The organism is uncultured Bradyrhizobium sp. (assembly GCF_947648125.1).
Classification (GTDB): Bacteria; Pseudomonadota; Alphaproteobacteria; order Rhizobiales; family Xanthobacteraceae; genus Bradyrhizobium.
This window is the reverse complement of the sequence record NZ_CANSMR010000001.1, coordinates 610,902-636,189: the sequence shown is the minus strand read 5'-3', so window position 1 is coordinate 636,189 and position 25,288 is coordinate 610,902. Positions and strand designations below refer to the sequence as shown.

The window sequence follows — 25,288 nt, the reverse complement described above, 5'->3', positions numbered from 1 at the left end:
GCGAGCCTCTTTTATCTCGCCGTCCTGCCGTCGTGGTCTCCCGGTCGCCGGTTCCCCAAAGAGCCGCCGCGACTTGGCAGCCAACTCGCGAAGCCCCCACTGCTTCCGAGCGCTTGCGATAGCGATCGTTACCCGAAGGGCCGAGACACCCGAAGGGTGGCTCGGTGAGGAGCAAAGCGACGAGTAGAGCGCGGGCCGAAGGCATCGCCCGTATGCCATCAGCACGTGCCACTAGCTTTGTGAAGCACGCCAAGGCTTGCGAACTCGCACAGTTGGTCATTGCGATGCTCCCGAATCCGATCGAGGGACGAACATGCCAATCGGCTTGGGGACCATGGCTGAAACATCGGGCGCCGAGATTGCGGTCGTGACACCGCTCGACGGCATGAGCGCCAGCAACCGATCGCGCGTTTTCATGAGATCGGATCGCCCGACGAATTGCGTCGCCGCCGCTGATGATTGGCCGATGAACGCCCACCTCGGCGGCAGTTCGATCGCAAGCAGATTTGCTAGCTTTGCAACGTATGTTCGCGTCTCTTCTGGCAAGGAGCCGTCAGCGAGATGCTCTTCGTAGCGAGATGGTCCCGCGTTGTACGCGGCAAACACGCCAGGCGAGCCATACCGATCGAGCAGTTCGCGCAAGTAAGCCGTGCCGGCCAAGATGTTGTCGTGCGGGTCGTAGGGGTCGTTCCCGAGATTGTAGCGCTCGCGCAGTTCAGCCCAAGTCGCCGGCATGATTTGCATCAGGCCCATTGCGCCTTTCGGCGATCTGGCGTGCACGTCACCAGCACTCTCGATACTTTGGACTGAACGGATCCAGTTGGGCGGAATTGCAAAGCGTAGTGAGGCTTCATTGATGAAGCGGGCAAATGAGTGAGCGGTCTGACTGATCGCCGGACGTCCCTCTGATGCGCTCTGGGCAAAAGCATCACTGTCGGGCGCGGTCAGAAGAAGCAGCAAGGGCACGACAGAACAAACGCGCGTGCCCAACCGACCCAAGCACGCGGTCGGGCTCGCGCCAGCCTTGCCGACATCGATCGAGACGGAGGTGCGATCCCGTGACCGATCAAACAAGGGAACGGGGAGGATAACACGTCGAATACGCACCATCACTCCTCCCACGACCACACCGGGATCGCGCGGCCGATCACGCTAGATGCCGGAAGAAATCCAAAATACCGGCCATCAAAAGAGTCGTCCGACTGCCAGTTCATCAGAAACAGCTCGCCGTCGCCGACGACGCGGCAGCCCTGCCATTTCGGCAGCCGCCTGCCTCGTCTGTCGTGATCCTTCGCCTCGCCCACCGCGAGGTCGTCGACCGAAATCGTGAGGCCGGATCTGCAAACGCTCTGCCCCGGAAGGGCGAGCACGCGTTTCAGCATGGGGACGCCAATGGGCAAATAGCCATTAAGGTCGAGGAAGGTCGCGAGCGGCTCCGGCGGCTGCACGGCGACCAATTCAGTGACTTGGAATTGGTCCGCCGGCCGGAGGCGGTAGAGACCGATCGGCACGCTCGCGGATGCGTTCCAGATGTAAAGCGGAAGCGGCTCCAGGATGATCGTCGTGACGAGCGCAGTAGCCGCCCCAAACGTCGCGGTCAGCGTCTTCAAGCGGCCCGTCATCGCATTGTCCTCTGACGGTGAAGCCAGGCCTGATGGCGCGCTTTCGTGTATGGGCGCGGGTTTTCGTTGACGGACAAGCGGTTATGGACGTGATGCCAATGATCAGGCGCGACATCAGCTGGATCGATGCCGAGTGCCTCAACGGCATCGGTTATTTGCAGCACTCGCTCGACCTTCGGCCAGCTGGACAGGCGCAGCAGAATCTCACCGCCGGGTGTCACATAAGGGACGGTCGAGCAGCGCTGTCCCGGAGCGACCGCGCGCAAGATGTCGATCCGCGAAATGATTGTCCCAAAGTCGTTGGAGGTCCAACGGACGAAAGCAAAGATGCTGCCGGGCGCAAATGACAGGACGCGCCGATGGCGATCAAGCTTCCGTTCCTTCACGATACGACCGAACCGAATGCGGTTTTCGATGCGTTTCTCAAGCCACAGCACTTCTACTTCGGTAAGATCGCTCACGCCGCCGCTCCCTGATGCTGGGACGGAGTGCGGTGAGCGTTGAGGCCGATGAAGGACTGGCGCGGCTTCTGGCGGCGAGCAGGATTGACGGGCCCCCGCTGCCAGTCACCTCCAATGTGGCTGGTCGTCTGATCCGTTAGAAGAAATCCGAAGGATTTCTGGTTAGTAAAGTTAGAGGGTCTAGAAAGCGCGAAGAAACAAGCTCTTAGGCTCGATTCCGGTCCCCGATAGCACGATGATTGGGTCCTCCATAGCACGAGGGTTGCGGTCCCCGATAGCACGAGTTGATTCACAGGTTGTCCTCCGAATTTGGAACGAGACCGCGCCGGCGCAGGCGTGCCGTTAAGGGAGCAACAGGCGTAGGAGCGAAGTTCAGCCGCTCGGTACCGTTCGGATCGCGCGTCAGCGCGAGCTGATAGCCGGGCAATGTCTGGCGCTGGACGATCTGGCGGACGTCGTAAGAAAAATGCTTAAGCGGCGAGAGAATGCCGGACTTGGCATGGAGGTGCAGAAGATCAAAGCTCCAGCCGCTGTCCTGCCGACCGCCATGCTTGCGCACGAGCCGATAGAGCCACCGCTCAAGTCCGCCCGTCAGATCGAAATAGGCGCGATCGATCGTCAGCACGAGCGCTTCATCGATGACGCCAGCGTAGAACCAATCCGGCAGGATCAGCTCGATCCCAAATGGACGACCGTTTGCATCGGCCGTCTCCTTCCATTCGTTGATCCAGGAGAAGCGGTGTCGCCGTCGTTCTGCCGGCTGACGGATCGACGTCAGCACGGTCGTTGACTGAAGTCTGTCAAGACCAGCCTTCAGGCGGTCATAGTCACGTGCGCTGGTGCCGCGGCCCACGAACGTCAAAATCTCGTAAGGCGTTGCAGCCATCAGGCGCGAGGTCTTCAAGCCTGCGTCACGGGCTTCGACAATCTGGGACGCGGCCCAAATCAGAACGTCTGCATCCCAGATGGTCGCCATGCCGTGTTCCGGCACCGGTTCGACACGAATTGCGATCGTACCCGCGCGGAAATCGATCGGCACGATCCGCTTGGTCTTTGCGAGCGAGAAGAACGGATAAGCCATCAGATCCTGCGCTTCGCGGGGCGCGAGATCACCGGGCAGCGTTCGAAAGAGCTCAAGCTGCTCGCGCTCGGAATGGTGTTTGCGCCGCATGGTCATTGCTCTCACGCGGCGATCAGCGACGTTCCTGGCCCGCATACGGGCGCAGCACCGGATGCTTCTTGGCCGGCAGCACAGTGCCCTTTCCGGGATCTGACGTTGACGTTTTGGAGCCGAGATCGGCCCACGCTTTCAGGTCATCGACGGCGTAGACGACACGTCCGCCAATCTTCCGATACGTCGGTCCCGTGCCGTATGTGCGGTGCTTTTCCAGCGTACGACCGGACAGGCCAAGATAGCGCGCGGCCTCAGGTGTACGCAGGAAGCGCGGGGGAAGACCGGCCATTGGATCGGGCATTTGGGAACTCCAGGAGGACAGCGCATTACGCTTGGCTAGGCCGGCGTGCGTGCGGTCATCATGGAGGAGCAGGATCTCGGAGGGGGATGCTGAATGTTGAGGGTACGATTTTCGGCACCCCTCGGGGACTGCCCTACTCGTCCCTGCGCCCGGGCCGCAGGAGTTTGCGGTAACCGCCGCGCATCAACGCGAGGCCGCCTTGCACCAGGCGGATTGTTCGATTGCGCAGATCATGCGTTTTCCAGGCGCGATCAGGGACGCGCTTTTTGCCGAAGAGCGCCTCGGCGATAACGCGATAGCTACCGCCGGCGCGGTGAGCATCGAGCGCCCGGATCGCAGCGCTCAGGCGTTCGCGCCGGTGTTTAGGTAATTGGTGAAAGGCAGGGCCTGGCGCGCGTCCATTCATCGCGCGCCATAGCCGTCGGGCTGCATACGCACGTGTGTCGAAATCGCCATCGAACGGCAATTCGGCTGCGTATGACGCGCCGAGCACCGGCGGCTCTTTGGACCAGACACGATGATCTACCGCGCCAATACGCAGCACGGCATGCCAGCCGTCGGCAGCGCGGCGCATCTGGCCCGCCGTAAGATCGAGCAGTGGCCGAGACGGCGCCCTGCCATCGTCGGCCATTGCGACCTTGACCGGAACGACCGCCGCTAAAACTTCGGGCGTCCAAAAGATCGTCTGCTCGTCGAACGACCTCTGCGGATCATGGGCGAAAGCAGATACCCCATTTCCTCCTGAATTCCTCGGTCACTGCACCATCTGAGTTGCTTGCGATCATCGCCGCGTACTCGCGTCGATAGTCCGCGTTACGGCGAAGACATTCCCAGGCGATGTCGGTGATTTCGGCGTCTTGTAGGCTCTTGTAGGAATCCGGCGACCGCCAGTCGAATTCAGGCATTGCTTCCGCCCCATTGCACGCAGCTAACAAGGATTGCGGCGCAATAGGTATGAACGAGGCGGTTGTAGGAAGCCCCTAGTTTGGCACCACGTGGTGCACCGGAATGACCACCCGTCAGCAAAAGAAAATAGTTCTGCCTGCAAGTCGGCAGCCGGCCATTTTCTTCTATTTGGAGCCAGTGCCACGTAATAGGCGGCCCTGCTCAGTTACCCATTTGGCACGCGCAAGGTGGCTCTGATATGCGCTCCGCGCACGGTCCGGCTCTCGCTCGGGGTCCATATGCAAGACCAATCGAGCCACTTCGCGCCAGTCCGCCCCTTCACCTTCGGCCTGCAGAAGGCGAATGTACGTGACGACATGCTGTTCGTCATAAGCCGTCAACGTCGGCTCGTTCGGCGCACTGTCAGCTACGTTTGGATCTAGGGATGGCTTCTGCATCATACCCCGCTTTTAGAACGCCTATAAGCTACGCCATGGTTTGGTCGCAATCCAGACTCCGTTGCCCGTTGGAATCCTGGATAGTCGTTCGGTAGATCGGTGGCCGAGCTCGGTCGCGTACGTCCCGTCGCCACAGTCGATAGCATGTTCGGACACGAATAGGAACGATCGTTCCTAGAACGATCGTTCCGGCTCAGTTCCCATATCGCCATGGATCTCAAAGAGATCATGGCTGTGAACCTGCGTCGGAAACGCCACGATCTACAAATGACGCAGGAGGAGCTGGCCGAGCGCGCGGGTTTAAGCGCCCGCTACGTCGGCGCCATCGAGCGCGGTGACGTATCAGCAAGCGTCACCGTGCTCGGGCAAATAGCTGAAGCATTGGGGGTCGAACCGGGGGACCTGCTCAAAAAGGCTGCGCGGCTTAGCAAATCGTAAGCCGCCTCAGGCCTGCCGCGAAGCGCCCCGCCCGGCGGACCGGACGGGGCTTGGTGGGGCGCTCTTACTCGCCGGTCTTGCGTGGCCGCGACCACAGGAGATTGTAGCCTTCACCGCCCTCATCATCGAACAGGTTCGCGTAGATCGGAGCGTTGAAGGAGGGGTCGTCGAGCTTGAGCGAGAGGTAGTCCCGGCCCTCCTCGGAGCGCTTCGACCAGGCAGCCCCGATCTCGGCCCGGCCCACGTAGATGCGGTGGCTGGGCGCGTTGTCGTTGGACCGGTTCGTCTCGGCGACGATGCGGACGCCCTTAGCTTGCAGGCTCAGGGTGACGATCTCGCCCTGGAAATCGTTGCCGACCTTCTTGAAAGAACCGATGTTAGCCATGTCACTTCTCCTGTTGTGTTTCGAGCCCGCGACCACCGCGGCCTCGATGGCGATCTGCAGGCCGAAGACGATCGGCGACGCACCCGCTCGCGGGCCGGAGCACAGCGGAGGACGCCGTTGTGGCGACTTTCTTGCCTCGCGAGGAATGGGCGAAGCCCAGGGGAAGAAAGTCGCATCAACGGCGTTGCGGCTCAGACGATCGAGGCGAAGCCGGTCTTCGGCCAGATCAAGCCATCAATGAGGCCACGTGCGTCGCGTGCTGAACCGCAATCTCGGGAGAAGACGTGGCGTATCTCGGTTGTGCTGAACAAGAGATGGAAACGATTCGGCGCAGAAAGAGAAACAACCTGCTGCAAAGGGTGGTATCGTCTCCGAAGAAACGATCGAGACATCGCTGCTCCGCCGCAGGCTTAGTGGGCCCGGCCGAAAATGGGGCGCTTGGTCAAGGCCCCGAGGGGGACTGCCCCTCCCCGCTCAGGTCCCGATCATCCCTCGTTCAATGCTTCGATCTATGCGAGCCTGCTCGGCGACGAAGGCGGTGAACGGTCATCCCTCGCGCGTAGCGGCTGGAAGAACTGGGTGTGATGGATTCTCCACCAGCCCAGCCAGTTCGAGCGGGCGTGGCTCTGCAAAAGCAGTCAAGCGTGTCCACGTTGTGCCTCCAATACAGACCGCGCCCAGGCAAGCGAGGATCTCTCGCCAAGCCAGCGAGGGCATACCGATCTGGGACAGAGCGAACGCCAAATGATAGCCGGCGACGGCGGCGGGAATAGCGAATGCTGTCGCGATTGCGATGCGCAAGGCCAAGGACCGAGCAACGGCAACCGCGATCTGGCCGAGGACGAGCGTCAGCGCACCGCCCGCCGTTGCGATAAGCAGCGCGCCAATGAGGCCGGCACCGCTCTGTAACGCCATCATCCCGATAGTGAGTGCGACGAAAAACGGCAAGGCATACACAGCGAGCGCAAAAATCGCCCAGCAGAACAAGCCGATGCCGAGTGTGTTGAGAACAAGCCCAATGGCGAGCATGGTGGTGGCTCCATGTGCATAGATTTGAGAGTCGCGCCTTCCACCACCACCACGGCGCAACCTGGACATAAGATCGAAACGAGGCGGAGTTGCGGCGCACCCCGCTTTGATGGTTGGAGGCGAGAAGACGGCGCTCACGCGCCGCCGAACCTCCAAACGGGAATACCGAGGCGCTTCGCCTTGTCAGCGAGGTTGTCCTGAATTCCCGTGCCTGGGAAATGCATGACTCCGATCGGAAGAAGTTCGAGCATGGCGTCATTGCGCTTGAACGGTGCCGCCTTGGCGTGCTTCGTCCAGTCGGGCTTGAAGCCGATCTGAGGCACTTTGCGGTTGATCGCCCATTTGGAGGCGATCAGTTCGGCTCCTTTCGGGGAGCCGCCGTGGAGCAGCACCATGTCTGGATGCTTGCCATGAACCTTGTCGAGGCGGTCCCAGATGAGGTGATGGTCGTTGAAGTCGAGCCCACCGGTGAGTGCGATCTTTGGTCCCGGTGGCAACATGACTTCCGTCTCGGCCCGACGCTTGGCTGCGATGAAGTCGCGGGAGTCGATCATGGCCGCGGTTAGCGTACGGTGGTTTACCAACGATCCCGATCGGGGGCGCCAGAATGAGCCGGTGTGAGTCTCGAAGCGCTCTATGGCCTGATCACGGAAGAGCTCCAGGCAGTTGCGGCGCTCAATCAACGTGATGCCTTCCGCCGTGATGCGTTCGAGTTCGACGGATCGAATTTCGGAACCGTCCTGCTCGCGCTGACTCTTCTGTTGCGCCTGTTCGTTGTCGTCGAGTTGGCGACCGATGCGGTCGACGGCACGATGGAACAGGTTGACAGTCGACCAGAGCAGATCGTCGAGGTCCGGCTCGAGCCGCGTGTCGCTCAACGTGGCGACCAAGGCATCGAAGATGTCAGCGACGGCACCGGTAATGATCCTGCCCTCGGGAAGCGGCCGTGGATCGGGCTGGTCGTCGAAGGGGCGGTAACCGAAGAGCTGCAATTCGGTAAGAACGTGTTCGGTCGCAGATGCGGCGTGCGGCGGTTCGATGTCATCGTGGTCGGTCATGGAGGCGATCCTTTGCCGGATCGGCCGCGACCATCGCGGCCTTCGTGGCGATCACTCAGACGGCAAGCGGAACGGGCCAGAACCCGGAGCAGAGCGGAGGGCCGAAGCTCAGCGGAGGATGGCGGAGGCCGGCTATTTTGCTTCGCGATGCAAAGCGCGCTCGCCAGATGGCTAATGTGACTTCTCGTCGCCGGCGCGCGGCGGAAAATAGCCGGATGCAGCCATTGCCGGCCCGAGCCGCTTGCCGTCCGATCGCCCTCTAGAAGGCCGTGGTCGCGTCCTCTTCCGGCAGTGGCGGCACCGCGACCGACCTGTCGACGCCCATCGAATTGCCGGGGCTATTCCGCGGTTGCCATCGACGAATGCAGGAAACGGACGACGTCCTCCGGTACGAGTTGAAGTAGCAACGCTGCTCGTAGGGCCTCAAGGCCGAAGATGTGCAGATCTTCGTTGAAGTCGCCCAGCCGGGGCGACAATGCGATCGCTTCAATGCCGGCGGCTTCTGCGCGCTGGGTGAGAATAGCCTGTACGGCATCTCCGGCGGCATCTGCGTCACGGGCGATATAGAGTCGGCGTAGGCCAGACGGCAGCAACATGGCTGAGAGGTGATTGGCCGAGAGAGCAGCGGTCATGGGCAAGGTCGGCAGTACACAACGCAGCGACAGCATGGTCTCGATCCCCTCGCCCGCAGCGAGCACGTCGTCCACCACGCCGAAGCGAACGGCGTTACCAAGCAGGTCGCCCATGGCCCGTCGTGGCGTGTCGATCGGGGCCTTGCCGAGCCGCACGCGATCAAAGCCGTGTGGATCTAGCCAGGTGCGATGCACGCCGGTGATCCGTCCCTCGAGGTCCGTGACAGAGCCTATCATCGCCGGCCAGGTTTCAGTCGGCAAATGCTCGTCCGGTCGGTAGTAGCAACGTGGGTGGAAGCGCAGGCTACCACCATGGTGGATTTGGCTTATTCCACGACGTTGCAAATACGTTTCCACCAACGTCCCTTCGATCGGACCGGATATCGCAAAGAGTCGACGGGCGGCTTCTTGCGATCCGGCCGGCACGACTGGACGAACGGGTCTCGGGAGTGATTGCTCCTCAGAACGAGGCAGCTTCAGAAAGCGCCTCGCCTCCTCGGCGACCTCGCGGAAGTCTCGCAGGGAAAGGCTTTCGCGGATGATGTCGAGGAGATCGCCATGCCCCCCGGTCGCGGCGTCGGTCCATTTGCCGGCGGGGCCCTTCGACGATTCCTGGAGCCGCACAAATAACGAGCGGCCCGGAGTATTGTGGACGTCGCCAACCACCCAGTACCGCCCCGCCCGCTTACCATTGGGGAGATAGTGTCGGCACACCGCCTCGGCCTCGCGCGCGAGGCGGCGTGCCAGCTCGGAGACATCGCCGGACATCACGCGGCCTCCCGCTCACTGACGCCCGTAACAGGATAGGTGTCGAGCACCCTCGACAGGACTTCAATGCCGCTCGCGTCCGTGGGTACGAACATGCGCAGCTTCCAGGAGATGATCTCCCCAAAGAGGCCGTAAGCACGGAGGCGATCGCGCATCGTGTCGTTGAATCCCGACAGCTCGATGCGATATGCACCCATCACCCGAACTCGACGAAGCTGGAGCCCCTCCGTTAGATCGAGGACGGTCCGTCCTTCCATCAGCGCGGCAAAGGCAGCATCCGGCGTCAGCGAAGGTGCGTCCGCCGCAAGGACGCTTGCGACCCAGACAGCAGAGACCTTGCGTCCGATGATGCGTTCGCCCGCATCGGTTTGGAGCCGATAGACGCGGGTCGACTCGTTCGGCAACCGCTTCCAGATCGGTAACAGCAAGCCCGCCACAACGTGGATCGTGCTTTCCGTGAACTCGGGTACCTCGGCAAGCTCCGCCAGCCAGGTCGAGGCAAAGCGTTCACGATCCGCTTCGTCCCAATGACTTTCGGCCATGGTGGTCAAGGGGACCGTGTGCTGATCCATCGGCCGGATCAGACGGACGCGCTGCTCGATCTCGCCGTCATCGAGCATGATGCTCGGGGCCGGAACCTGCACGGCGGCTCGTCCCGAGCGCTCATTGACCAGCAGGACGGCCTGACGATCGGAAAGACGAGCAAGAGCATCATCCAGACTCACCGGATGATTGCGCTGGCGCTGGGCGACCGTGAGCAGCCGGGTCTCGGCGCCGGTCCCCGGATGGTCATAGATCGTCCGCCGGTCGGTGACGACAAAGCTCTCGGCACGGAGGGTTTCCAACCCCACTTCGTAGGTGCCGGATGCAACCGCGCCTTCGATCCGAGCGGTCAAGAGCTGCTCGAAGGCGGTGAACAGCACATTCTGTAGGTCAATGGTGAGCGCCAATAACCTGTTCAGAAAGGTCGTGATCGGCGGCAGGTCATCCCTGAGCCCATTGGCATCCATGAGCTTCAGACCGGTCGCATCCTCGAACCTCCCAAGCGAGCAACCGTCGACCTTGCCTCGGACGAGCAACATGTAGAGTTGACGCAACGCGTCACGCCCATACTGACTTTCGAGGTTGTCCTCGGGCCGGAACAGCCCCTGTCCTCCGGTCTGGCGCTGGCCGCGCGTAATGGCTCCCAAGGTGTCGAGCCGTCGGGCGATGGTGCTGAGAAAACGCTTTTCGGCCTTCACGTCGGTCGCAATGGGGCGAAACAGCGGGGGCTGAGCTTGATTGGTCCGGTTTGTCCGGCCGAGCCCCTGGATCGCAGCATCCGCCTTCCAGCCGGGCTCGAGCAGATAGTGGACCCGCAAGCGGCGATTCCGCGCCGACAACTCGGCATGGTAGCTCCTCCCGGTGCCACCCGCGTCGGAGAACACGAGGATGCGCTTGATGTCGTCCATGAAGGCCGATGTCTCAGCTAGATTGGCCGAACCCGCGCGATTTTCGACCACCAACCGGTCGCCCTTACGAATGATTCGGCGCGAGCGGCCAGTCACTTCAGCGACCATGTCGGTGCCGAAGCGCTGCACGATTTGATCCAGCGCCCCGGGTACCGGAGGCAGCGAGGCGAGTTTCTCGATGAGGCGGCCGCGTCGTGTTACGGCTTCCCGGCTCTCAACCGGTTGGCCATCACGATAAACAGGCCGAGAGCAGAGGTTGCCCTCCGAGTCGGTAAAGGGCTCGTAGAGCTGGACCGGAAAGGAATGGGCGAGATAGTCGAGCACATACTCGCGCGGGGTGATGTCGACCTGGACGTCGCCCCAGTCTTCGGTCGGGATCTCGGCGAGCCGGCGCTCCATCAGCGCTTCGCCCGTTGAGACAATCTGGATGACAGCGGCATGGCCGGCGTCGAGATCGCGGTCGATCGATCGAATGAGCGACGGCGTCTTCATCGAGGTCAGCAGATGGCCGAAGAAGCGCTGTTTGGCGCTCTCGAAGGCGGATCGGGCCGCGGATTTTGCCTGCCCGTTCAGCGTTCCGGTTTCGCCGGTGATGTTGGCGGCCCGCATCGCCGCGTCGAGGTTGTTATGGATGATGCTGAACGCATCTGCATAAGCGTCGTAGACGCGAACCTGTTCCGGCGTAAGCTGGTGTTCAGCGAGTTCGTACTCGACGCCCTCATAGGACAATGAGCGGGCAGCGTAGAGACCAAGCGCCTTGAGGTCGCGCGCCAGCACCTCCATTGCCGCAACTCCACCCTCCTCGATTGCCTCAACGAACTCGGCGCGTGTGGCGAATGGGAAATCGGCACCGCCCCAAAGGCCGAGGCGTTGGGCATAAGCGAGGTTGTGGACCGTGGTGGCGCCAGTCGCCGAGACATAAACCACGCGAGCATTGGGCAAGGCGTGCTGGAGCCTCAGGCCCGCACGCCCCTGCTGAGAGGCCGCCTGGTCGCCGCGCTCGCCCTTGCCCCCGACCGCATTCTGCATGGCATGGCTCTCGTCGAAGACGATCACTCCGTCGAAGTCGGAGCCCAACCATTCTACGATCTGCCGTACACGCGAAAGCTTTTCGCCACGCTCGTCGGTGCGTAGCGTGGCGTAGGTGGCAAAAAGGATGCCTTCCGAAAGGCGGATTGGGGTGCCCTGGCGAAACCGGGACAGAGGTGTAACGAGCAGTCGCTCCATGGCGAGCGCGGACCAGTCGCGCTGGGCATCTTCGATCAGCTTGTCGGATTTGCTGATCCAGACCGCACGGCGGCGATCCTTAAGCCAATTGTCGAGCAGGATTCCGGCGACCTGCCGCCCCTTGCCCGCGCCGGTACCATCGCCGAGAAACCAGCCGCGGCGAAAGCGGACGGCATTCTCTGCGTCGTCGCGCGCGGCAGTTACAACATCAAACGTCGCGTCGACCGTCCAGGAGCCCGCCAGAAATTCGGAATGCGCCTCGCCGGCATAAATGACGCTCTCCATCTGGGCGTCCGACAGAACTCCATCTGCCACCAGGGTCGACGGCAGGTGCGGACGGTAGGACGGCTTCGGCGGCGCAACGGACGCCATCGCCGCGGATTGCACGAGCTTGGTCGGATGCGCGCACGATCCGGGAATACGGATCGACTGCAATCCGTACTCCTCATAGAGCGCGTCGGTTAGCCGGGCGCCTTCCGGCGGCGACCATTCGACCGTCTCGTACGTTAGTTCGACGCCATTTGGCGCTGCACTTTCCGAAGTGGACGACAGACGTGATGCGGAAGCGCCCGCTGATCGAGACATTGCACGCCGCCTGACGACGTCGGCCACGACCGGCGCGGCGAGGGGCAGCCTCGGAGGCACATGCTGGGTTACCCAATTGAGCAAGGTGGCGACATCGCCGGCCATGCCTTGCGAAGCAGGAAAAGCCTTCAGATCGGCAGCGGGCAGCTTGTCGATCACAAGCAGCCGCGTGTCCGTCTGAGTGCCGTGCTTGGCGTAGACGGCGCCGTCGATCGCGGCAGAAAACACGACCCGTCCGCGCTCCTGGAGGCGAATAAAGGCCTCTAGCCACGCTGGGTTATCCGGCGCAAGGCCTGCGCCAGCGATGGCGACGAGGCGTCCACCGTCGCAAAGACGCGCGAGTGCCGAAGCGATGTGCCGGAAGGCGGCGTCCGCCATCCGTCGATCGACATTCGCTACCGCGGAGAACGGCGGGTTCATCAGAACGACGCTTGGTACTACCCTCGTGTCGAGATGATCATCGATCTGCGCGCCGTCGAACCGCGTAACCTCAATGTCGGCAAACAAATGGTCTAGCAACGCCGCTCGGCTATCGGCCAACTCGTTCAACATCAGAGAGCCACCGGCGAGCTCGGCAAGGATGGCGAGCAAGCCGGTCCCCGCGGATGGCTCCAGAACGCGGTCGGCAGGCGTAATGCCGGCCGCGGCGCATGCGGTCAGCCCAAGCGGGATCGGCGTCGAGTATTGCTGGAGCGCCTGACTGTCCTCGGAACGCCGCGTATGGGTCGGCAGACAGCTCGCGATTCTCGCGAGCATTGGCAGCATGGCAGCCGTCGAGCCAGCCTTGGCGCGCATGGCCGGACCAAACTTGCGCAGGAAGAGAACGGTTGCCGCCTCGCAAACGTCATAGGCGGTCTTCCAATTCCAGGCTCCGGTTGCGTCCGAGGCACCGAATGCAGCCTCCATGGCGCCACGCAGGACGGCGGCATCGATGCGACGTCCGCGTTCGAGATCAGTCAATATCTGTCGGGCGGCCTTGAGGGCGGCAGAGGTGAGAGTGGCAGCGGCATGCATCGAGAGCGGCGCGGCGGCGGCGCCGCCAGCGAGGGATTCGGTCATGGCAGGATTTCTCGGGAGAGCAGGAACGGGTCGAACCATCAGGCGCTCTCCTTTGACCCAACGGCTCAAACCCTTCCCGGCCCGACTCTCCCTCTCAGCGCTCGCCCACAAAAATGGGGACCGGCGCTGCACGCCGGTCCCCAAGCAACTGCAGGACGGCCGGAGCCGTCCCGCTCATGTCACTCAGCCGCGTCAAGCTGTTGCGGGTCGTCGTCGCTCGCGTTCTCCCGATCCTCATCGTCGGCGAGGAATTCGGGCAGCGGGCCCGCTTCGCCCTCCTGCGCCACTGGCGCCGCATCGGGATCGACGAGACGCAGCGGTTCCGGTAACCAACCCGAGCCGTCGAGAAGCCGCTCAGCCTCCTTGGCCATGTCAGCTTTCTTCAGGTGGTCGATCAGTTGCGCGGACGATTCACCCCGTGCTTCCCGCACCGCCTCCAGAATGCGAGGCTTGGTGACCCGGCCGAGATAGTTGTCGGCGGTAGGTCGCCAGCCGGCCTGCACCATGTCGAGCCCGACCGCGCGCGCCAGCACATTTGCCTGGTCGAGACGCGTTCGGACGCCGTGGGCGGAGACACGGCCCTGATTGTAGCGGTTGGCTGGCTCGTAGAGAGCGTTGATCGCAAATGAGGCACAGTGAGCGAACAGGGACGCCTGAGCGGCACCGTCGAGAGCTGTGAGCGCATCCCAAAGATCGTTCTCGCCCTTCGGCAACCGTGCTTTCCAGAACTCGTGCCGCGCCTCAACGGCCTTCGCGGACGCGCTCTCCCTCAGGCCGGGGGCTTGAGCGGGAAAGGTCGGCGTGCGAAGTCCGATCTCAAGGGAGCTCCCAGACGACGAGAACCGGTAAAAGGCCGTCAGCACGAAGTTGTGCAGCACTGCCTGGAACGCGATCGCGGGATTTTCTGCCAGCGCATCTCGCAATGCCAGCGTGCGATGCGCCGTCAGCTCGGTGATAAGCCGATCTGGCAGAGGCTTCCTCGCGTCCTCATCATCTTCTTCAGCATCAGCAGCGTCACCAGCGACCGCGATGACCGTGTGCTGGACGGAGCTACCTGCCTCCTTCCCCTCGATCGACGGTGTATCGGCGCCCTGCGCGACGTCGGGATTGACTGCGGCCATGTCGTCCTCCGGACGGACATAACCCCGGTCCACCTGGAGACGCCCTTCGGAATCGACGCTGACAAATACACCGGCATGGACGATCTCGGCCGGATCGTAAATCATCGACCGGTCCTCGAACGCCATCAACACCGCCTCGATTTGGCGGAGACGCTGATCGATCTCGTCCGGCAACTCGTCGGCATCCTGGTAATCGGATTCAAGCTTGACCTGCTCGGCGTTGAGGGCGTCGATGGTGGCCTGCTCCTCAGGAGAGAGATCGACAAGTTTGCCGTCGAGTTTTCTGAGACCCCTGGTGTGATTGAAGGGGAAATCGACGGCCACCGATATCCACCTCCAACCTTCGGCGGCAATGGTCTCAGCCTCGACTTTGAGCTTTTCCGTAACGAGGCGGTCGAGCAATGCGATGTCCTGAAGCCAGCCGCCGTCATCGTGCTCAAACAGGTCCCGCAGAACGCCGCCGCCGGCTTGCTCGTAAGCAGCCAGCCCAACGAATTGCACGCGTCGATCAGATGCGCGGGCGGTGCTTTCCGTCAGCATGCGTCGGATCTGATAGGGCTCGTCGCAGCCGGAGCGACTGACGTTGTCCCAAACTTGCTCCCGTCGGGCGTGATCGCCGGTGACCGAGAACGCCATGAGCTGTTCGAGGGTCATGCGGTCGTCGGCGTAGAGCTCGTGCAGCTTCTGCGACACCGACGCCAGGCGCAATCTCTGCTTCACGATGGCCGGCGTCACGAAATGCCGCGCGGCGATATCTTCCTCGCTCAACCCGGCGTCGCTCAACGTCTGGAAAGCTCGAAACTGATCGAGGGGGTGCAGACCGACCCGCTCGTCATTCTCTGCGAGCGAGTCATCTTCGGCAATTCCCCGGTCACGCACGATGCAGGGAACGGCTTGCGTCCTGGCCATGCGCTTTTGCTTCACAAGCAGTTCGAGGGCCCGGTAGCGCCTGCCACCTGCCGGCACTTCGAACATGCCAGTTTCGTTTCGTTCGGCATCAAAGACGGAACGAACATTGAGGCTCTGCAGAAGCGTGCGCTGCGCGATACTTTCAGCGAGCTGCTCGATGGAAATTCCCGCTTTCACACGACGAACGTTGGACTGGCTCAGCACTAGCTTGTTGAAAGGGATGTCGCGCGAGGGAGACAGCGTGATCTTTTGGACAGCCTTAGTCATGTCGATACTCCACGACGGGCGGCCGAAAGCCTCTCTCTCAGCCTCCAACCCGTCGCTCGACAAGGCTCCGCCCTCTAACTCTCACACTGGCCCTTGGGGCAATCTCCCAACCGCCCCCGAGAGGAAGCCCTCTCCCGCGCGAACGACTGCTTGGGCCTTGTGGACCATTGCAGCGGACCTCTTGCCTCGACACCGCAATCATCGAGAAAGGTGAGCAGACTGCCACAGGCCGAGTCCTGCCGATGCGCCTTGTCCACAAGGCAACACATTGTTTGGCCCGAGCAGTCGTTCCATCGCCTCAAAAGTGACCTCAGCGGAGCGAAGCGAAGCCAACAAAGACGCAGCCGGCGAAAGGGCAGTGATAGCGACGCGGGCATGAAATGACCGCGGGCACCGAGGAGACTGCAGTCGCGAGACCGGTTAAAAAGGCACCCGCGTTCGGGGCAGTGATAACGGCGCCGGCATGGAATGCCGGCGGCCCCTAACGCGAGAGCCTCCGGCGAGCGACACATTTCCTCTCTTTCCAAGAGCCGGACGCTAGGTGTCACCCCTTTTTGGGATTTCAGCCAAGCAGCCATGGCGCCAATCAGAGCCGTCAGCATACCGGGCTGAGATACAGAAATGCTCCGAGTACAACGCCTTAGCGCTTGCGAAAATCACCGCTTCTGCGAGCAATTTCGACGAGGTCTGAAGACCTCATCTGATGATCTATCGTCACGTCTCACCTCATGCTTAAGGGATTACGATACGAATAAGCTGGCCATTGCGTCAGAACTTTCCATTTTTCAGAATATTGTGATCGCGTTGTGTAGCGCGAGGGACCGAAGCCTGCAAAGGCCGTGACGCGAAGCGGCACGGTTCATATGTGGACGGCCCCCGACTTGCAAGGATTGGATCGGTCAGCATGCTCGGATCGCTTGCGCTCATATGTCCGGCCTATTTTCGGATCTTACGACCCTTGGCCAAGATGGGCTTCGCGGACAGTGAGTTCCAAACACGAGAGCGGCATTTGCTGCCGGTAAACCGAGCGGAGTGTCTCACATGACCGGCTCGCGCCGAACGTACCACCTCTTCCTTTCCTGCAAGTTCCGGCCTCAGCGTCAGGTCTAGCCGTCTGACGCAAAGCTCTGCTTGTCGTTCAAAGTCTATGTCGGCGATGGGATCGGCACCGCGCTCGCAGCCCGGTACCGTTCGCCGGTGACCATCAGTTTCCAAGCTATTCGCGCCAGCTTGTTTGCTAACGCTATCGCCACCAGCTTCGGCGGCTTGCGCGCGATGATGTTTGTCAGCCAGGGCCAAGAGCGGCTCCCGCGTCGTCGCACATCCGCGATCACGGCTGTCGCGCCAGCTACCAAGACGGTTCGCAACATGCCGTCACCGGCGCGCGTGATGACACCGAGTCGATTCTTGCCGGCCGTGGAATGATTTTTTGGCGTCAGGCCAAGCCAAGCGGCAAAGTTTCTTGCCGATTTGAACCCGCGGGCATCCACGACCTTGATTGACAGCAGCGTCGCGCCGATTGGCCCAATTCCTGGAATGGTTGCCAGTCTTCGGCTCATCTCGTTGCTCCGATGGATTTGCGTGAGCTTCTTATCGAGAGTAACGACCTGATCATCGACGCGCGCCAGTTCTGCAGCCAACGCCTCTATCAACTCTATCGCCAGGTCCGGGACTGTCGCATCAGCCTTGATATCGATCAGCAATTGCGGAAGCCGCGAAAGCACCTTGGGCGCGGTAAAGCCGAACTCAGCGGCGTAGCCGCGGATCGAATTGGCGAGCTGGGTGCGCCTACTGATGAACTGAGCCCGCACGCGCGTCAGCATCTGCGCGCCCTGCTGCTCAGGACTTTTGACCGGCACGAAGTTCTTGCGCAGTTTTGGCCGGCTTGCCGCCTCGCAAATCGCCTCGGCGTCCGCAGCGTCGGATTTCCCTCGCTGCACATACGGCTTGACATATTGTGGCGGGATCATCGCGACCTCATGTCCGAGCGATCGTAGCTCCCGCGCCCAATAATGCGACGCGCCACAAGCTTCCATCGCGACAAACGCTGGCGGCAAACGACGGAAGAATTCCAGAACCTGGCCGCGCCTCAACTTGCGCCGCAAGACTGGTTGCTCCATCCCGTCAACGCCGTGTAGCTGAAATACGCTTTTTGACGTGTCCAAACCGATTCGAACAATTGCCACGGACGGCTCCTTTGTTTGAGGTCATCGACGACCCCATCCTGCCACGCACACCGGCGGAAGGGGGCCGTCCACCCCAACACGAGAGCCCGGCCGCCTCGAGCGGCGCGCAAGAGACCGCAATTCGAGCATCCGGTGAGAGGCCATCCATGTTGCAAGATCTAGCCCTTACTTCAGGATCCATTCATAGACGAAGCTCTCCGGGCCGCGAAGCGATTGGAAGCACCAAGATCGTCAGACCGCTGCTAAGGTGACACTCCGCGCGAGGTGTGAGCCGAAAATCGCATGAAATGGGGAGCCGACCGACGACGGCGTGCTGGGCCGCCTGACCTGACGGTTACGTCCAGCGATGTGCACAACGACAGCGACGTCAGCGGCCGCTTGCCGCGCGGACTCACACCCACCTCGATGCCGGCTATTCCGACGACCAAGGCATCTAACTATCGTGCGATGCGCTTACTATCCAACACGGTTGTCGGAATAGACGCACATAATGTGTGCGATTCATATGCCTCTCGATAAGCGGCTAACATTGTAAACCGAGCGCAGCGTTGAGGGGAGCGGCGTCGCAGTTCGCGATCATCGGTTAATCAAGCTAGATCGGCTCTTCGGGTCTGCCGACGCCGACATCGGCGGATAACCGAATTGTCGTCTACCGACCTATTTACGCGCCAAAGCCGCCGATTACCACATTGGAGAATTGATTCGCTTTTTTGCCCGCTTTGCGAGCTCCGATTGGAATGTTCGCTTGATCGGGTAGGTGATGCTCATGACGCACCGTGCGACTATTCCGGCTCGCTATCCGCCTATCGGAGCGTGGCCCGCCCTCATGCTAGCCGACATGGCAGCAGCATACTTGGATTTCACCGATACTCGTGAACTTGCGCGAGCCGTAAGGCGCGGAGAAGCACCACCACCAGTCGCATATCGTGGGATCGGACGGGCTCGGCAACCGGTTTGGTCCAAGGCCGCGATCGATCATTTCACAAGCCCGCGTTCCAGTATCAATAGAGATGGACCGGCAGGCGAGGATTTAGCCACCCTCGTAAGACCTCGAGCTGTGTAGCATTGAAGCTTCCCCGATACTGCCGGTTAAGGCCATTGAAGAGCGGTCAATGCGGATATTACTTCGAGCCGCCTACGTGGGCGCGCCATGAGGGATGCCCGGTCCATGCCGAACCATTGGGGCGCGATCACGCAGTCGCTGTCGTCAGAGCCGAGAACATTCTCCTGCCGGCCTTTGACAGCTGGCGATCTAACGGTTTGAGCGATATGGTCCCAGCTTCCCCAGTGCCCGGCACATTCGATTGGCTGGTCAGCATCTTTAAGGCGCACCAGAAATGGGCCGAGATCGATTTCAAGACCCAACGATTATATGGCCAAGGGCTAGCGCTCTTCGCAGACTATGAATTGAGCGATGGTAGCCGCGCAGGCTCAAAGCAACTCGCTGATTTCACCAAGGCATATGTCGACGCGATCTATGCAAACCTGCTCATCGTCGAGGATAAGGACAAGGGCGGAAAGATCGTCAAGCGTGAGCGTCGCCGATTCGCAAATGCGGCCATGACCGCTTGTAGAAGAGCCTGGTTCGTTGGCCAACGCGCGCAAGAAGCGAGAGTTCCGCCGGTCAACCCGTTCGCGCGGATGGGTCTAAAGTCGCGCGGCCCCGGGCAAACGGTGCGCGAGACGCCAACGGCGACTTGGGAAGAGCTTGTGTTGTTCAGGCGAGCCGCAAGCAGATTGGGATACCATTCGGTCGCAACCGCTGCATTGCTCGCGTGGGAATGGTTGCAACGCGAGGAACATATATTCGGCGCCTTCGAAATTCCTCACTATCGGCCGAAAGAACGGCCCAATAGCGTGAGGATTGTACATCCAAAAAACGGCGAGGAAGCCTGGTGGCCGCTGTTCGACGAGAAGGGAGATTCACTATTTCCTGAGTTGATGGCAGAGCTCGACGCTCTTAACGAAAGAATCTCCTCAGGCCTGGTCTTTCGGCGTGATCATGCTCATCGCAAGTCGTCCAACCTGGTTCCGTGGATTACCGAGCGAAAGGATCTGCGATACCTTCGGCACGTCGTCAAAAAAATAGTTTTAGCAGCTGGACTGCGAAAAGAGCTGTCCTTTACGTCGTTTCGCCATGGTGGGTTCACGGAAGGCGCCGACAGCGATCTCACGGATGCTGAACTACGTAGCGCCGGTCGTCATCGCTCGAGCCAACAGCTTCCAACCTACGCCAAGCGGACGCAGAAACAGTTGATTGCCGCCGCCAAAAAGCGCCGCGAGGAACGAGCCAGAACGGCGGCTCTGGCAAGTGGCACTCCTGCTGCTCATTCTCCGATCGATTCGAAAATCGACGCTGCCGACATCTGATCTTTGGGGCGCGCGCTCAATTCTCAGCTGAAGGAGCCAATGCCTTCGGCCTAACGTCCAGTCCATGATGGCTTGCGCTTCTCGCCGAAGGCCTTGAGGCCTTCCTTGGCGTCCTCGGTCATCGCGAGCAGCGCGATCTGGCTTTCGGTGTAGGCGATGCTTTCGTCGAACGACATCGACGCGATCGCGCGCATCGCGTACTTGCCGCGACGGATCGCGGTCGGCGACTTGTCGACGATGCGGCCGATCAGCCAATCGACCTTGGCATCGAGCTCGGCCGCCGGCACGACGTAGTTGAGGAGACCCGCGGCCTGCGCGGTCTTGGCGTCGAACGGCTCGCCGGTCAGCGCCCATTCGTTGATGAGGCGTGCAGGCGCGATCGATTGCAGCAGGCTCAGCACCTGCATCGGAAACACACCGACCTTCACCTCGGGCAGACCGAAGATCACGCCATCGGCGGCGACCGCCATGTCGGTCATGCACAACAGCCCCATGCCGCCGGCCATGCAGACGCCGCCGACCCGCGCGATCGCGGGCTTGGTTGCGTTCTGCGACAGCCGCAACAAGTCCGCGTAGTCGACATTCGGGCGCGAGAAATCCATCGAGAATGCCGCGCCGCTGTTCTGCAGATCGGCGCCGGCGCAGAACGCCTTGTCGCCCGCGCCGGTCAGCACGATGACGCGCACGTCCTTGTCGTCATGCGCCTCGCGATAGCCCTTGGCGATGCCCGCGATCACACCGGCATTGAGCGCGTTTCGCTTGTCCGGGCGGTTGATGGTGATCCAGAACGCCTGCCCGCGCTTCTCGAGAAGAACGCTGTTGTCGGTCATGTTTCCTGCCTGTTTTCTTAGCCGTGCGCCGTTGCCAGCCGACATTTGCGGCAGGAACGGCGCCGACTGCAAGCAGGATTTAAGCCGCGGCGGACGCCTTCCGGATCCAGACCTTGTTGTCGTGGAACGCGGCGCCGCCAAGCGGCGCGACAGCCTCCGCCCCAGTCAGCATGTTGATGCCGCGCCCGCCGATGTGGGACTTGTTCGGATGGATCGACTCGGCAATCAGCACGCCGCGGCGAACGCCATCGAACAGTTTTGCGGTCAGCGTGGTCTCGCCGCGCGTGTTGCCGAGCGTCACGGCCTCCCCGTCGGCGATCGACAGCGCGACCGCATCGTCGGGGTGGATCATCACGGTCGGCGCGCCCTCGCGGGCCTGCGACGACGGCGTTTCGTTGAAGCTGGTGTTGAGGAAGCTGCGCGACGGCGAGGTCGCGAGCCGGAACGGATGCTGCGCGTCCGCTTCCTCGATGATGGTCCAGTGGTCGGGCAGCGAGGGCATCTTGTCCCACGCACCCATCAGCCCGCCGACGCCGACCGGGACCTTGCCCCAATCGACCTTGAAGTGGAACTTCTTGTCGGCATGGGCAAAGCCGTCGAGATAATGCGAGGTGCGGAAATCCGGCTGCAGGTCGCGCCAAATATCGGCCTCCAGCTTTTCGATATCGCCATGCCCGCTCTTCTTCAACGTCGCATCGATCAGCTGGCGCGGCGTCATTTCGAAACCGGGATGCACCGCATTGAGGCGGCGACCAAGCCCCTGCAGCACCTCGTGATTGGAGCGGCACTCGCCGGGCGGATCGATCAGCTTCGGGCCGACCGAGATGTGCTGGTGACCGCCGCCGTAATAGAGGTCGTCGTGCTCCATGAACATCGTCGCCGGCAGCACGATGTCGGCCATCTGCGCTGTCTCGGTCATGAACTGCTCATGCACCGCGACGAACAGATCCTCGCGCGCAAATCCCTGCCGCACCAGCGCCTGCTCAGGCGCCACCGTCATCGGATTGGTGTTCTGGATCAGCATCGCCTTGACCGGGCCGCCGCCCTTCAGCGCCTCGGCATCGCCGGTCAGGATGCGGCCGATCTTCGACTGGTCGAGCACCCTTGTGGTGGGATCGATCGCATCGTGGCCCTCGATGATCGACTCGTCGAAGCGCCAGATGCCGGCATTGTTGAAGAATGCGCCGCCGCCCTCATATTGCCAGGCGCCGGTCACCGCAGGAATGCACAGCGCGGCGTGCATCTGCGCGGCGCCGTTGCGGCTGCGGGTGAAACCGTAACCGAGACGGAAGAACGAGCGCTGGGTCGTCCCGACCAGCCGCGCGAATGCTTCGATCTCCTCGACCGGCACGCCCGAGATCGCGGCGGCCCATTCCGGCGTGCGAGTCTTCAGATGCGCTTCCAGCTCGTCGGGGCAATCGGTATAGCGCGCGAGATAGTCGCGATCGGCAAATCCCTCGCGGAACAGCACATGCATCACGGCGCAGGCGAAGGCGCCATCGGTTCCCGGCCGCAGCAGGATCTTGATGTCGGCCTGCTTCATGGTCTCGTTGTTGTAAACGTCGACCGCCGCGATCTTCGCGCCGCGCTCCTTGCGCGCGCGCGATGCGTGCGTCATCACGTTGACCTGGGTGTTCACCGGATTGGTGCCCCAGATCACGACGAGGTCGGAGACGCCCATCTCGCGCGGATCGACACCGGCGATCTTGCCGGTCCCCGCGGCGAAGCCGATGCGCGCGATGGTCGAGCAGATCGTGCCATAGAAGCGCGAATACTTCTTCACATGCGACAGCCGGTTGAGGCCGTCGCGCATCACGAGCCCCATGGTGCCGGCGTAGTAATAGGGCCAGACCGACTCGGCGCCGAACTCCCGCTCGGCGGCGTCGAAACGCGCCGCGATCTCGTCCAGCGCCTCGTCCCAGGAAATCTGCGCGAACTGGCCGGAGCCCTTCGGGCCGGTCCGGCGCAGCGGAACCATCAGCCGTTCGGCATGGTGAATCCGCTCGGCGTAACGCGCGACCTTGGCGCAGATCACGCCGGCCGTATAGGTCTGTCGTTTCGAGCCGCGCACCCTGCCGATCGAGCGTCCCTCGATGACCTCGACGTCGAGCGCACATGCCGAGGGGCAGTCGTGCGGACAGGTGGAATGGCGGATGTCGACCTTGGCATGCTGGTTCATGGCCGAATTGGTAACATCAAATATCCGCTCCGCCGAGGGGCATTATTGACCCAATCCGGGCGAAAACCGCGCATAAGCCATGCGGCAAACGCCCAAATGCTCGGCTACCGGCCCACTGCGTCCGTCAAACGCGGAAGATGCGGGTGTAGTGCGATTTGATCGATTCCCCTTCCCTCTCCACCGCCGCGGGGTCGTCCTTCATCGTCTTGATGTCCTTGAGCGGCTTGCGCCCGGCTTTCTCTTGAGCCTGCGCGTGGACCGACCTGAGGCCGCCGATCTCGACGTTGAGCTGCTGTCCCTCGCGCCCGAGCGCGAACGATTGAAACAGCCTTGCCGCATTCGGATGCGGACAGTCCTTGAAGATCCCATCGGGGCCGACAATGATCGGCGACCCTTCGGTGGCGTAAACCGGCTCGACCGGTCGGCCGGCCTCCTTCAGCTGAAAGATGTTGTACTCGTTGCCGTCGGCCATCACCGCGCGCTCGCCGAGATCGAGCTTCTTCGGTGGATCGGTCGAGGACTGCACCTGCATGATGTTCTGCTTTGCGAGCTGCTCGAAGAAGCTCCAGCCGAGGTCGCGCTGCATCTGATAGGTCGCCGTCATGATGGTGCCGCTATAGCCGGGGTGCCCCTTCACGATCTTGCCCTTCCATTTCGGATCGAGCAGATCGGAAAAGCTCTTCGGCGCATCCTCGGCCTTCACGAGATTGGTGTTGTACGCAATGATCGAAAGCCAGACCCGGAAGCTTGCGAATTGCCCGTCCGCGTCGCGATGCTCCTCCGGATAGTATTTCGCGACCTCCTCCGGGACATAGGACGCCAGAATGCCATCGCGCTTCCACACGATGAAATGTGCGGCGTCGGAGGAATTGACGACGTCAACCGCGTGAATGTTGCTGGAATATTCTTGGCCCACCCGCTGGAACACACGCTCCGCGCCGGTGCGTTCGACACGCACGGTGATCCCGGCATATTTCGCCTCGAACGCCTTCGCCAATTTCTCGGCGACCGGCAGATCGGTCGAGGTGTAATAGACGACCTGTCCCTCTTTCTTCGCCGCCTCGATCAAGGTCGGCGTCACCGGTTCCGCAGGTGGTGCGGCGGCGATCACGCGCGTTGAAAAGGCGGTCCCTGCCAGCACGGCACTGGTGCCCTTCAGCAGATCGCGGCGCGACAGCCCAGGATGTTTCCTCATGTGATCCCCGCACGCGATGGCGAAGTTTGAGTACGATGTCTGTCGTCGACAGATGCTTCAGGTTGCAGCTAGACTTCTGGTCAAGAAAGAAGACTAAAGTTGGGGGAGACGATCAATGGCGGGCTTTCGGTACGCCTTGATGTGTGTCGCGGCATTGCTGACCGTGTCGATGTCAGGCTCGCATGCCGACGCCGAGGACGCTTGCGGTCCGCACCGCCGATCCGCTGCCCCGCCGAGGACGCTGCTGGCCTGCGCGCGGTGCTGCTCGCTGCGGACGCGTTCTTCTTGCCCGACGCCAAGGCATCAACCGCCGGAATTCACGTCGCCAAGGTGCTGGGTCAACTCGACATCGCTGGTGCCGTCGCCAGTCGACTGAGAATCTATCCGAGCGGCGCGACGGCCATGCGGCATCTGGCCGAGTCCAGCGACCGGCGGCCGATTGGTTGCACGCAATCGACCGAGATCATCAGCACCAAGGACGTCGTGCTATCGGGCACCTTGCCGCCGGGATCCGGCTCGCGACCATGTATACGGCTGCTGTTGCGACACAGGCCTCCGCTGCATCGCATGCGCAGCGCCTGATCGCACTGCTGACGTCACCGCGGGCGGCGCCGCAAAGCGGGCTTCGTCTCCTAAAGCGGGATGGGGTTAGGTTGAATCGATTTGGGATTCCCAAATCAGTGTGTTTCTGATTCACC

At 61.8% G+C, this 25,288-nt stretch carries 21 protein-coding genes; 3 read left to right on the top strand and 18 right to left on the bottom strand.

What is annotated here, in order from left to right:
- Positions 1 to 276: 276 nt before the first annotated feature.
- The 8 genes from Q0030_RS03020 to Q0030_RS02985 form a co-directional block, all read right to left on the bottom strand.
- On the bottom strand, positions 277 to 1,110 hold the full coding sequence (locus Q0030_RS03020) for a lytic transglycosylase domain-containing protein (protein ID WP_298363110.1): 834 nt from the start codon (positions 1,108 to 1,110) through the stop codon (positions 277 to 279).
- Positions 1,110 to 1,622: a S26 family signal peptidase gene (locus Q0030_RS03015; RefSeq protein ID WP_298363109.1), complete on the bottom strand. Its 513-nt coding sequence runs from the start codon at positions 1,620 to 1,622 to the stop codon at positions 1,110 to 1,112. The genes Q0030_RS03020 and Q0030_RS03015 overlap by 1 nt, the downstream gene beginning before the upstream one ends.
- Positions 1,619 to 2,083 carry a DUF2840 domain-containing protein gene (locus Q0030_RS03010; RefSeq protein WP_298363108.1) on the bottom strand — a complete coding sequence of 155 codons (465 nt, stop codon included), beginning with the start codon at positions 2,081 to 2,083 and terminating at the stop codon, positions 1,619 to 1,621. Before Q0030_RS03010 ends, Q0030_RS03015 begins: the two co-directional genes overlap by 4 nt.
- Positions 2,084 to 2,372: 289 nt before the next feature.
- Positions 2,373 to 3,254: a replication initiator protein A gene (locus Q0030_RS03005; RefSeq protein ID WP_298363107.1), complete on the bottom strand. Its 882-nt coding sequence runs from the start codon at positions 3,252 to 3,254 to the stop codon at positions 2,373 to 2,375.
- A gap of 22 nt (positions 3,255 to 3,276) precedes the next feature.
- Entirely contained in the window at positions 3,277 to 3,558 is a 282-nt protein-coding gene (locus tag Q0030_RS03000; protein WP_298363106.1) for a helix-turn-helix domain-containing protein, read from the bottom strand.
- A 133-nt stretch (positions 3,559 to 3,691) separates the two neighbouring features.
- Positions 3,692 to 4,189 (bottom strand): DUF2285 domain-containing protein, encoded by a 498-nt coding sequence (locus Q0030_RS02995; RefSeq protein WP_298363105.1) that lies wholly within the window; start codon positions 4,187 to 4,189, stop codon positions 3,692 to 3,694.
- Between the two features lie 79 nt (positions 4,190 to 4,268).
- On the bottom strand, positions 4,269 to 4,463 hold the full coding sequence (locus Q0030_RS02990) for a DUF6499 domain-containing protein (protein WP_298363104.1): 195 nt from the start codon (positions 4,461 to 4,463) through the stop codon (positions 4,269 to 4,271).
- A 165-nt stretch (positions 4,464 to 4,628) separates the two neighbouring features.
- Positions 4,629 to 4,901 (bottom strand): DUF2285 domain-containing protein, encoded by a 273-nt coding sequence (locus tag Q0030_RS02985; protein ID WP_298363103.1) that lies wholly within the window; start codon positions 4,899 to 4,901, stop codon positions 4,629 to 4,631.
- Between the two features lie 210 nt (positions 4,902 to 5,111).
- Between Q0030_RS02985 and Q0030_RS02980 the strand changes: the two genes are divergently transcribed.
- The gene (locus Q0030_RS02980; RefSeq protein ID WP_050385492.1) at positions 5,112 to 5,339 is read left to right on the top strand and encodes a helix-turn-helix transcriptional regulator; all 228 of its coding nucleotides are present in this window, start codon (positions 5,112 to 5,114) and stop codon (positions 5,337 to 5,339) included.
- Between the two features lie 64 nt (positions 5,340 to 5,403).
- Here Q0030_RS02980 and Q0030_RS02975 read toward each other — a convergent pair whose 3' ends face one another.
- The 7 genes from Q0030_RS02975 to Q0030_RS02945 form a co-directional block, all read right to left on the bottom strand.
- A complete protein-coding gene (locus tag Q0030_RS02975) occupies positions 5,404 to 5,724 on the bottom strand; it encodes a DUF736 domain-containing protein (RefSeq protein WP_212428557.1) in 321 nt (106 codons plus the stop codon).
- A 546-nt stretch (positions 5,725 to 6,270) separates the two neighbouring features.
- Positions 6,271 to 6,753 (bottom strand): hypothetical protein, encoded by a 483-nt coding sequence (locus tag Q0030_RS02970; protein WP_298363102.1) that lies wholly within the window; start codon positions 6,751 to 6,753, stop codon positions 6,271 to 6,273.
- Positions 6,754 to 6,887: 134 nt separating this feature from the next.
- A complete protein-coding gene (locus tag Q0030_RS02965; RefSeq protein ID WP_298363101.1) occupies positions 6,888 to 7,811 on the bottom strand; it encodes a DUF2493 domain-containing protein in 924 nt (307 codons plus the stop codon).
- A gap of 338 nt (positions 7,812 to 8,149) precedes the next feature.
- Positions 8,150 to 9,211 carry a toprim domain-containing protein gene (locus Q0030_RS02960; protein ID WP_298363100.1) on the bottom strand — a complete coding sequence of 354 codons (1,062 nt, stop codon included), beginning with the start codon at positions 9,209 to 9,211 and terminating at the stop codon, positions 8,150 to 8,152.
- Positions 9,211 to 13,533: a strawberry notch-like NTP hydrolase domain-containing protein gene (locus Q0030_RS02955; RefSeq protein WP_298363099.1), complete on the bottom strand. Its 4,323-nt coding sequence runs from the start codon at positions 13,531 to 13,533 to the stop codon at positions 9,211 to 9,213. The genes Q0030_RS02960 and Q0030_RS02955 overlap by 1 nt, the downstream gene beginning before the upstream one ends.
- A 179-nt stretch (positions 13,534 to 13,712) precedes the next feature.
- A complete protein-coding gene (locus Q0030_RS02950) occupies positions 13,713 to 15,830 on the bottom strand; it encodes a ParB/RepB/Spo0J family partition protein (RefSeq protein WP_298363098.1) in 2,118 nt (705 codons plus the stop codon).
- Between the two features lie 1,145 nt (positions 15,831 to 16,975).
- Complete coding sequence (locus tag Q0030_RS02945; RefSeq protein WP_298363097.1) at positions 16,976 to 18,016, bottom strand: IS110 family transposase; 1,041 nt, start codon at positions 18,014 to 18,016, stop codon at positions 16,976 to 16,978.
- A gap of 1,260 nt (positions 18,017 to 19,276) precedes the next feature.
- Here Q0030_RS02945 and Q0030_RS02940 point away from each other — a divergent pair.
- Positions 19,277 to 20,386, top strand: a complete 1,110-nt coding sequence (locus Q0030_RS02940) for a hypothetical protein (protein WP_298363096.1) — start codon at positions 19,277 to 19,279, stop codon at positions 20,384 to 20,386.
- Between the two features lie 50 nt (positions 20,387 to 20,436).
- Here Q0030_RS02940 and Q0030_RS02935 read toward each other — a convergent pair whose 3' ends face one another.
- The 3 genes from Q0030_RS02935 to Q0030_RS02925 form a co-directional block, all read right to left on the bottom strand.
- Positions 20,437 to 21,216 carry an enoyl-CoA hydratase/isomerase family protein gene (locus Q0030_RS02935; RefSeq protein ID WP_298363094.1) on the bottom strand — a complete coding sequence of 260 codons (780 nt, stop codon included), beginning with the start codon at positions 21,214 to 21,216 and terminating at the stop codon, positions 20,437 to 20,439.
- Positions 21,217 to 21,295: 79 nt separating this feature from the next.
- The gene (locus Q0030_RS02930) at positions 21,296 to 23,395 is read right to left on the bottom strand and encodes a molybdopterin oxidoreductase family protein (RefSeq protein WP_298363092.1); all 2,100 of its coding nucleotides are present in this window, start codon (positions 23,393 to 23,395) and stop codon (positions 21,296 to 21,298) included.
- 124 nt (positions 23,396 to 23,519) lie between these two features.
- Positions 23,520 to 24,590, bottom strand: coding sequence for an extracellular solute-binding protein (locus tag Q0030_RS02925; RefSeq protein ID WP_298363090.1), 1,071 nt, complete (start codon positions 24,588 to 24,590; stop codon positions 23,520 to 23,522).
- A gap of 99 nt (positions 24,591 to 24,689) precedes the next feature.
- Here Q0030_RS02925 and Q0030_RS02920 point away from each other — a divergent pair, with 99 nt between their 5' ends.
- Entirely contained in the window at positions 24,690 to 25,172 is a 483-nt protein-coding gene (locus Q0030_RS02920) for a hypothetical protein (RefSeq protein ID WP_298363088.1), read from the top strand.
- Positions 25,173 to 25,288 lie beyond the last annotated feature (116 nt).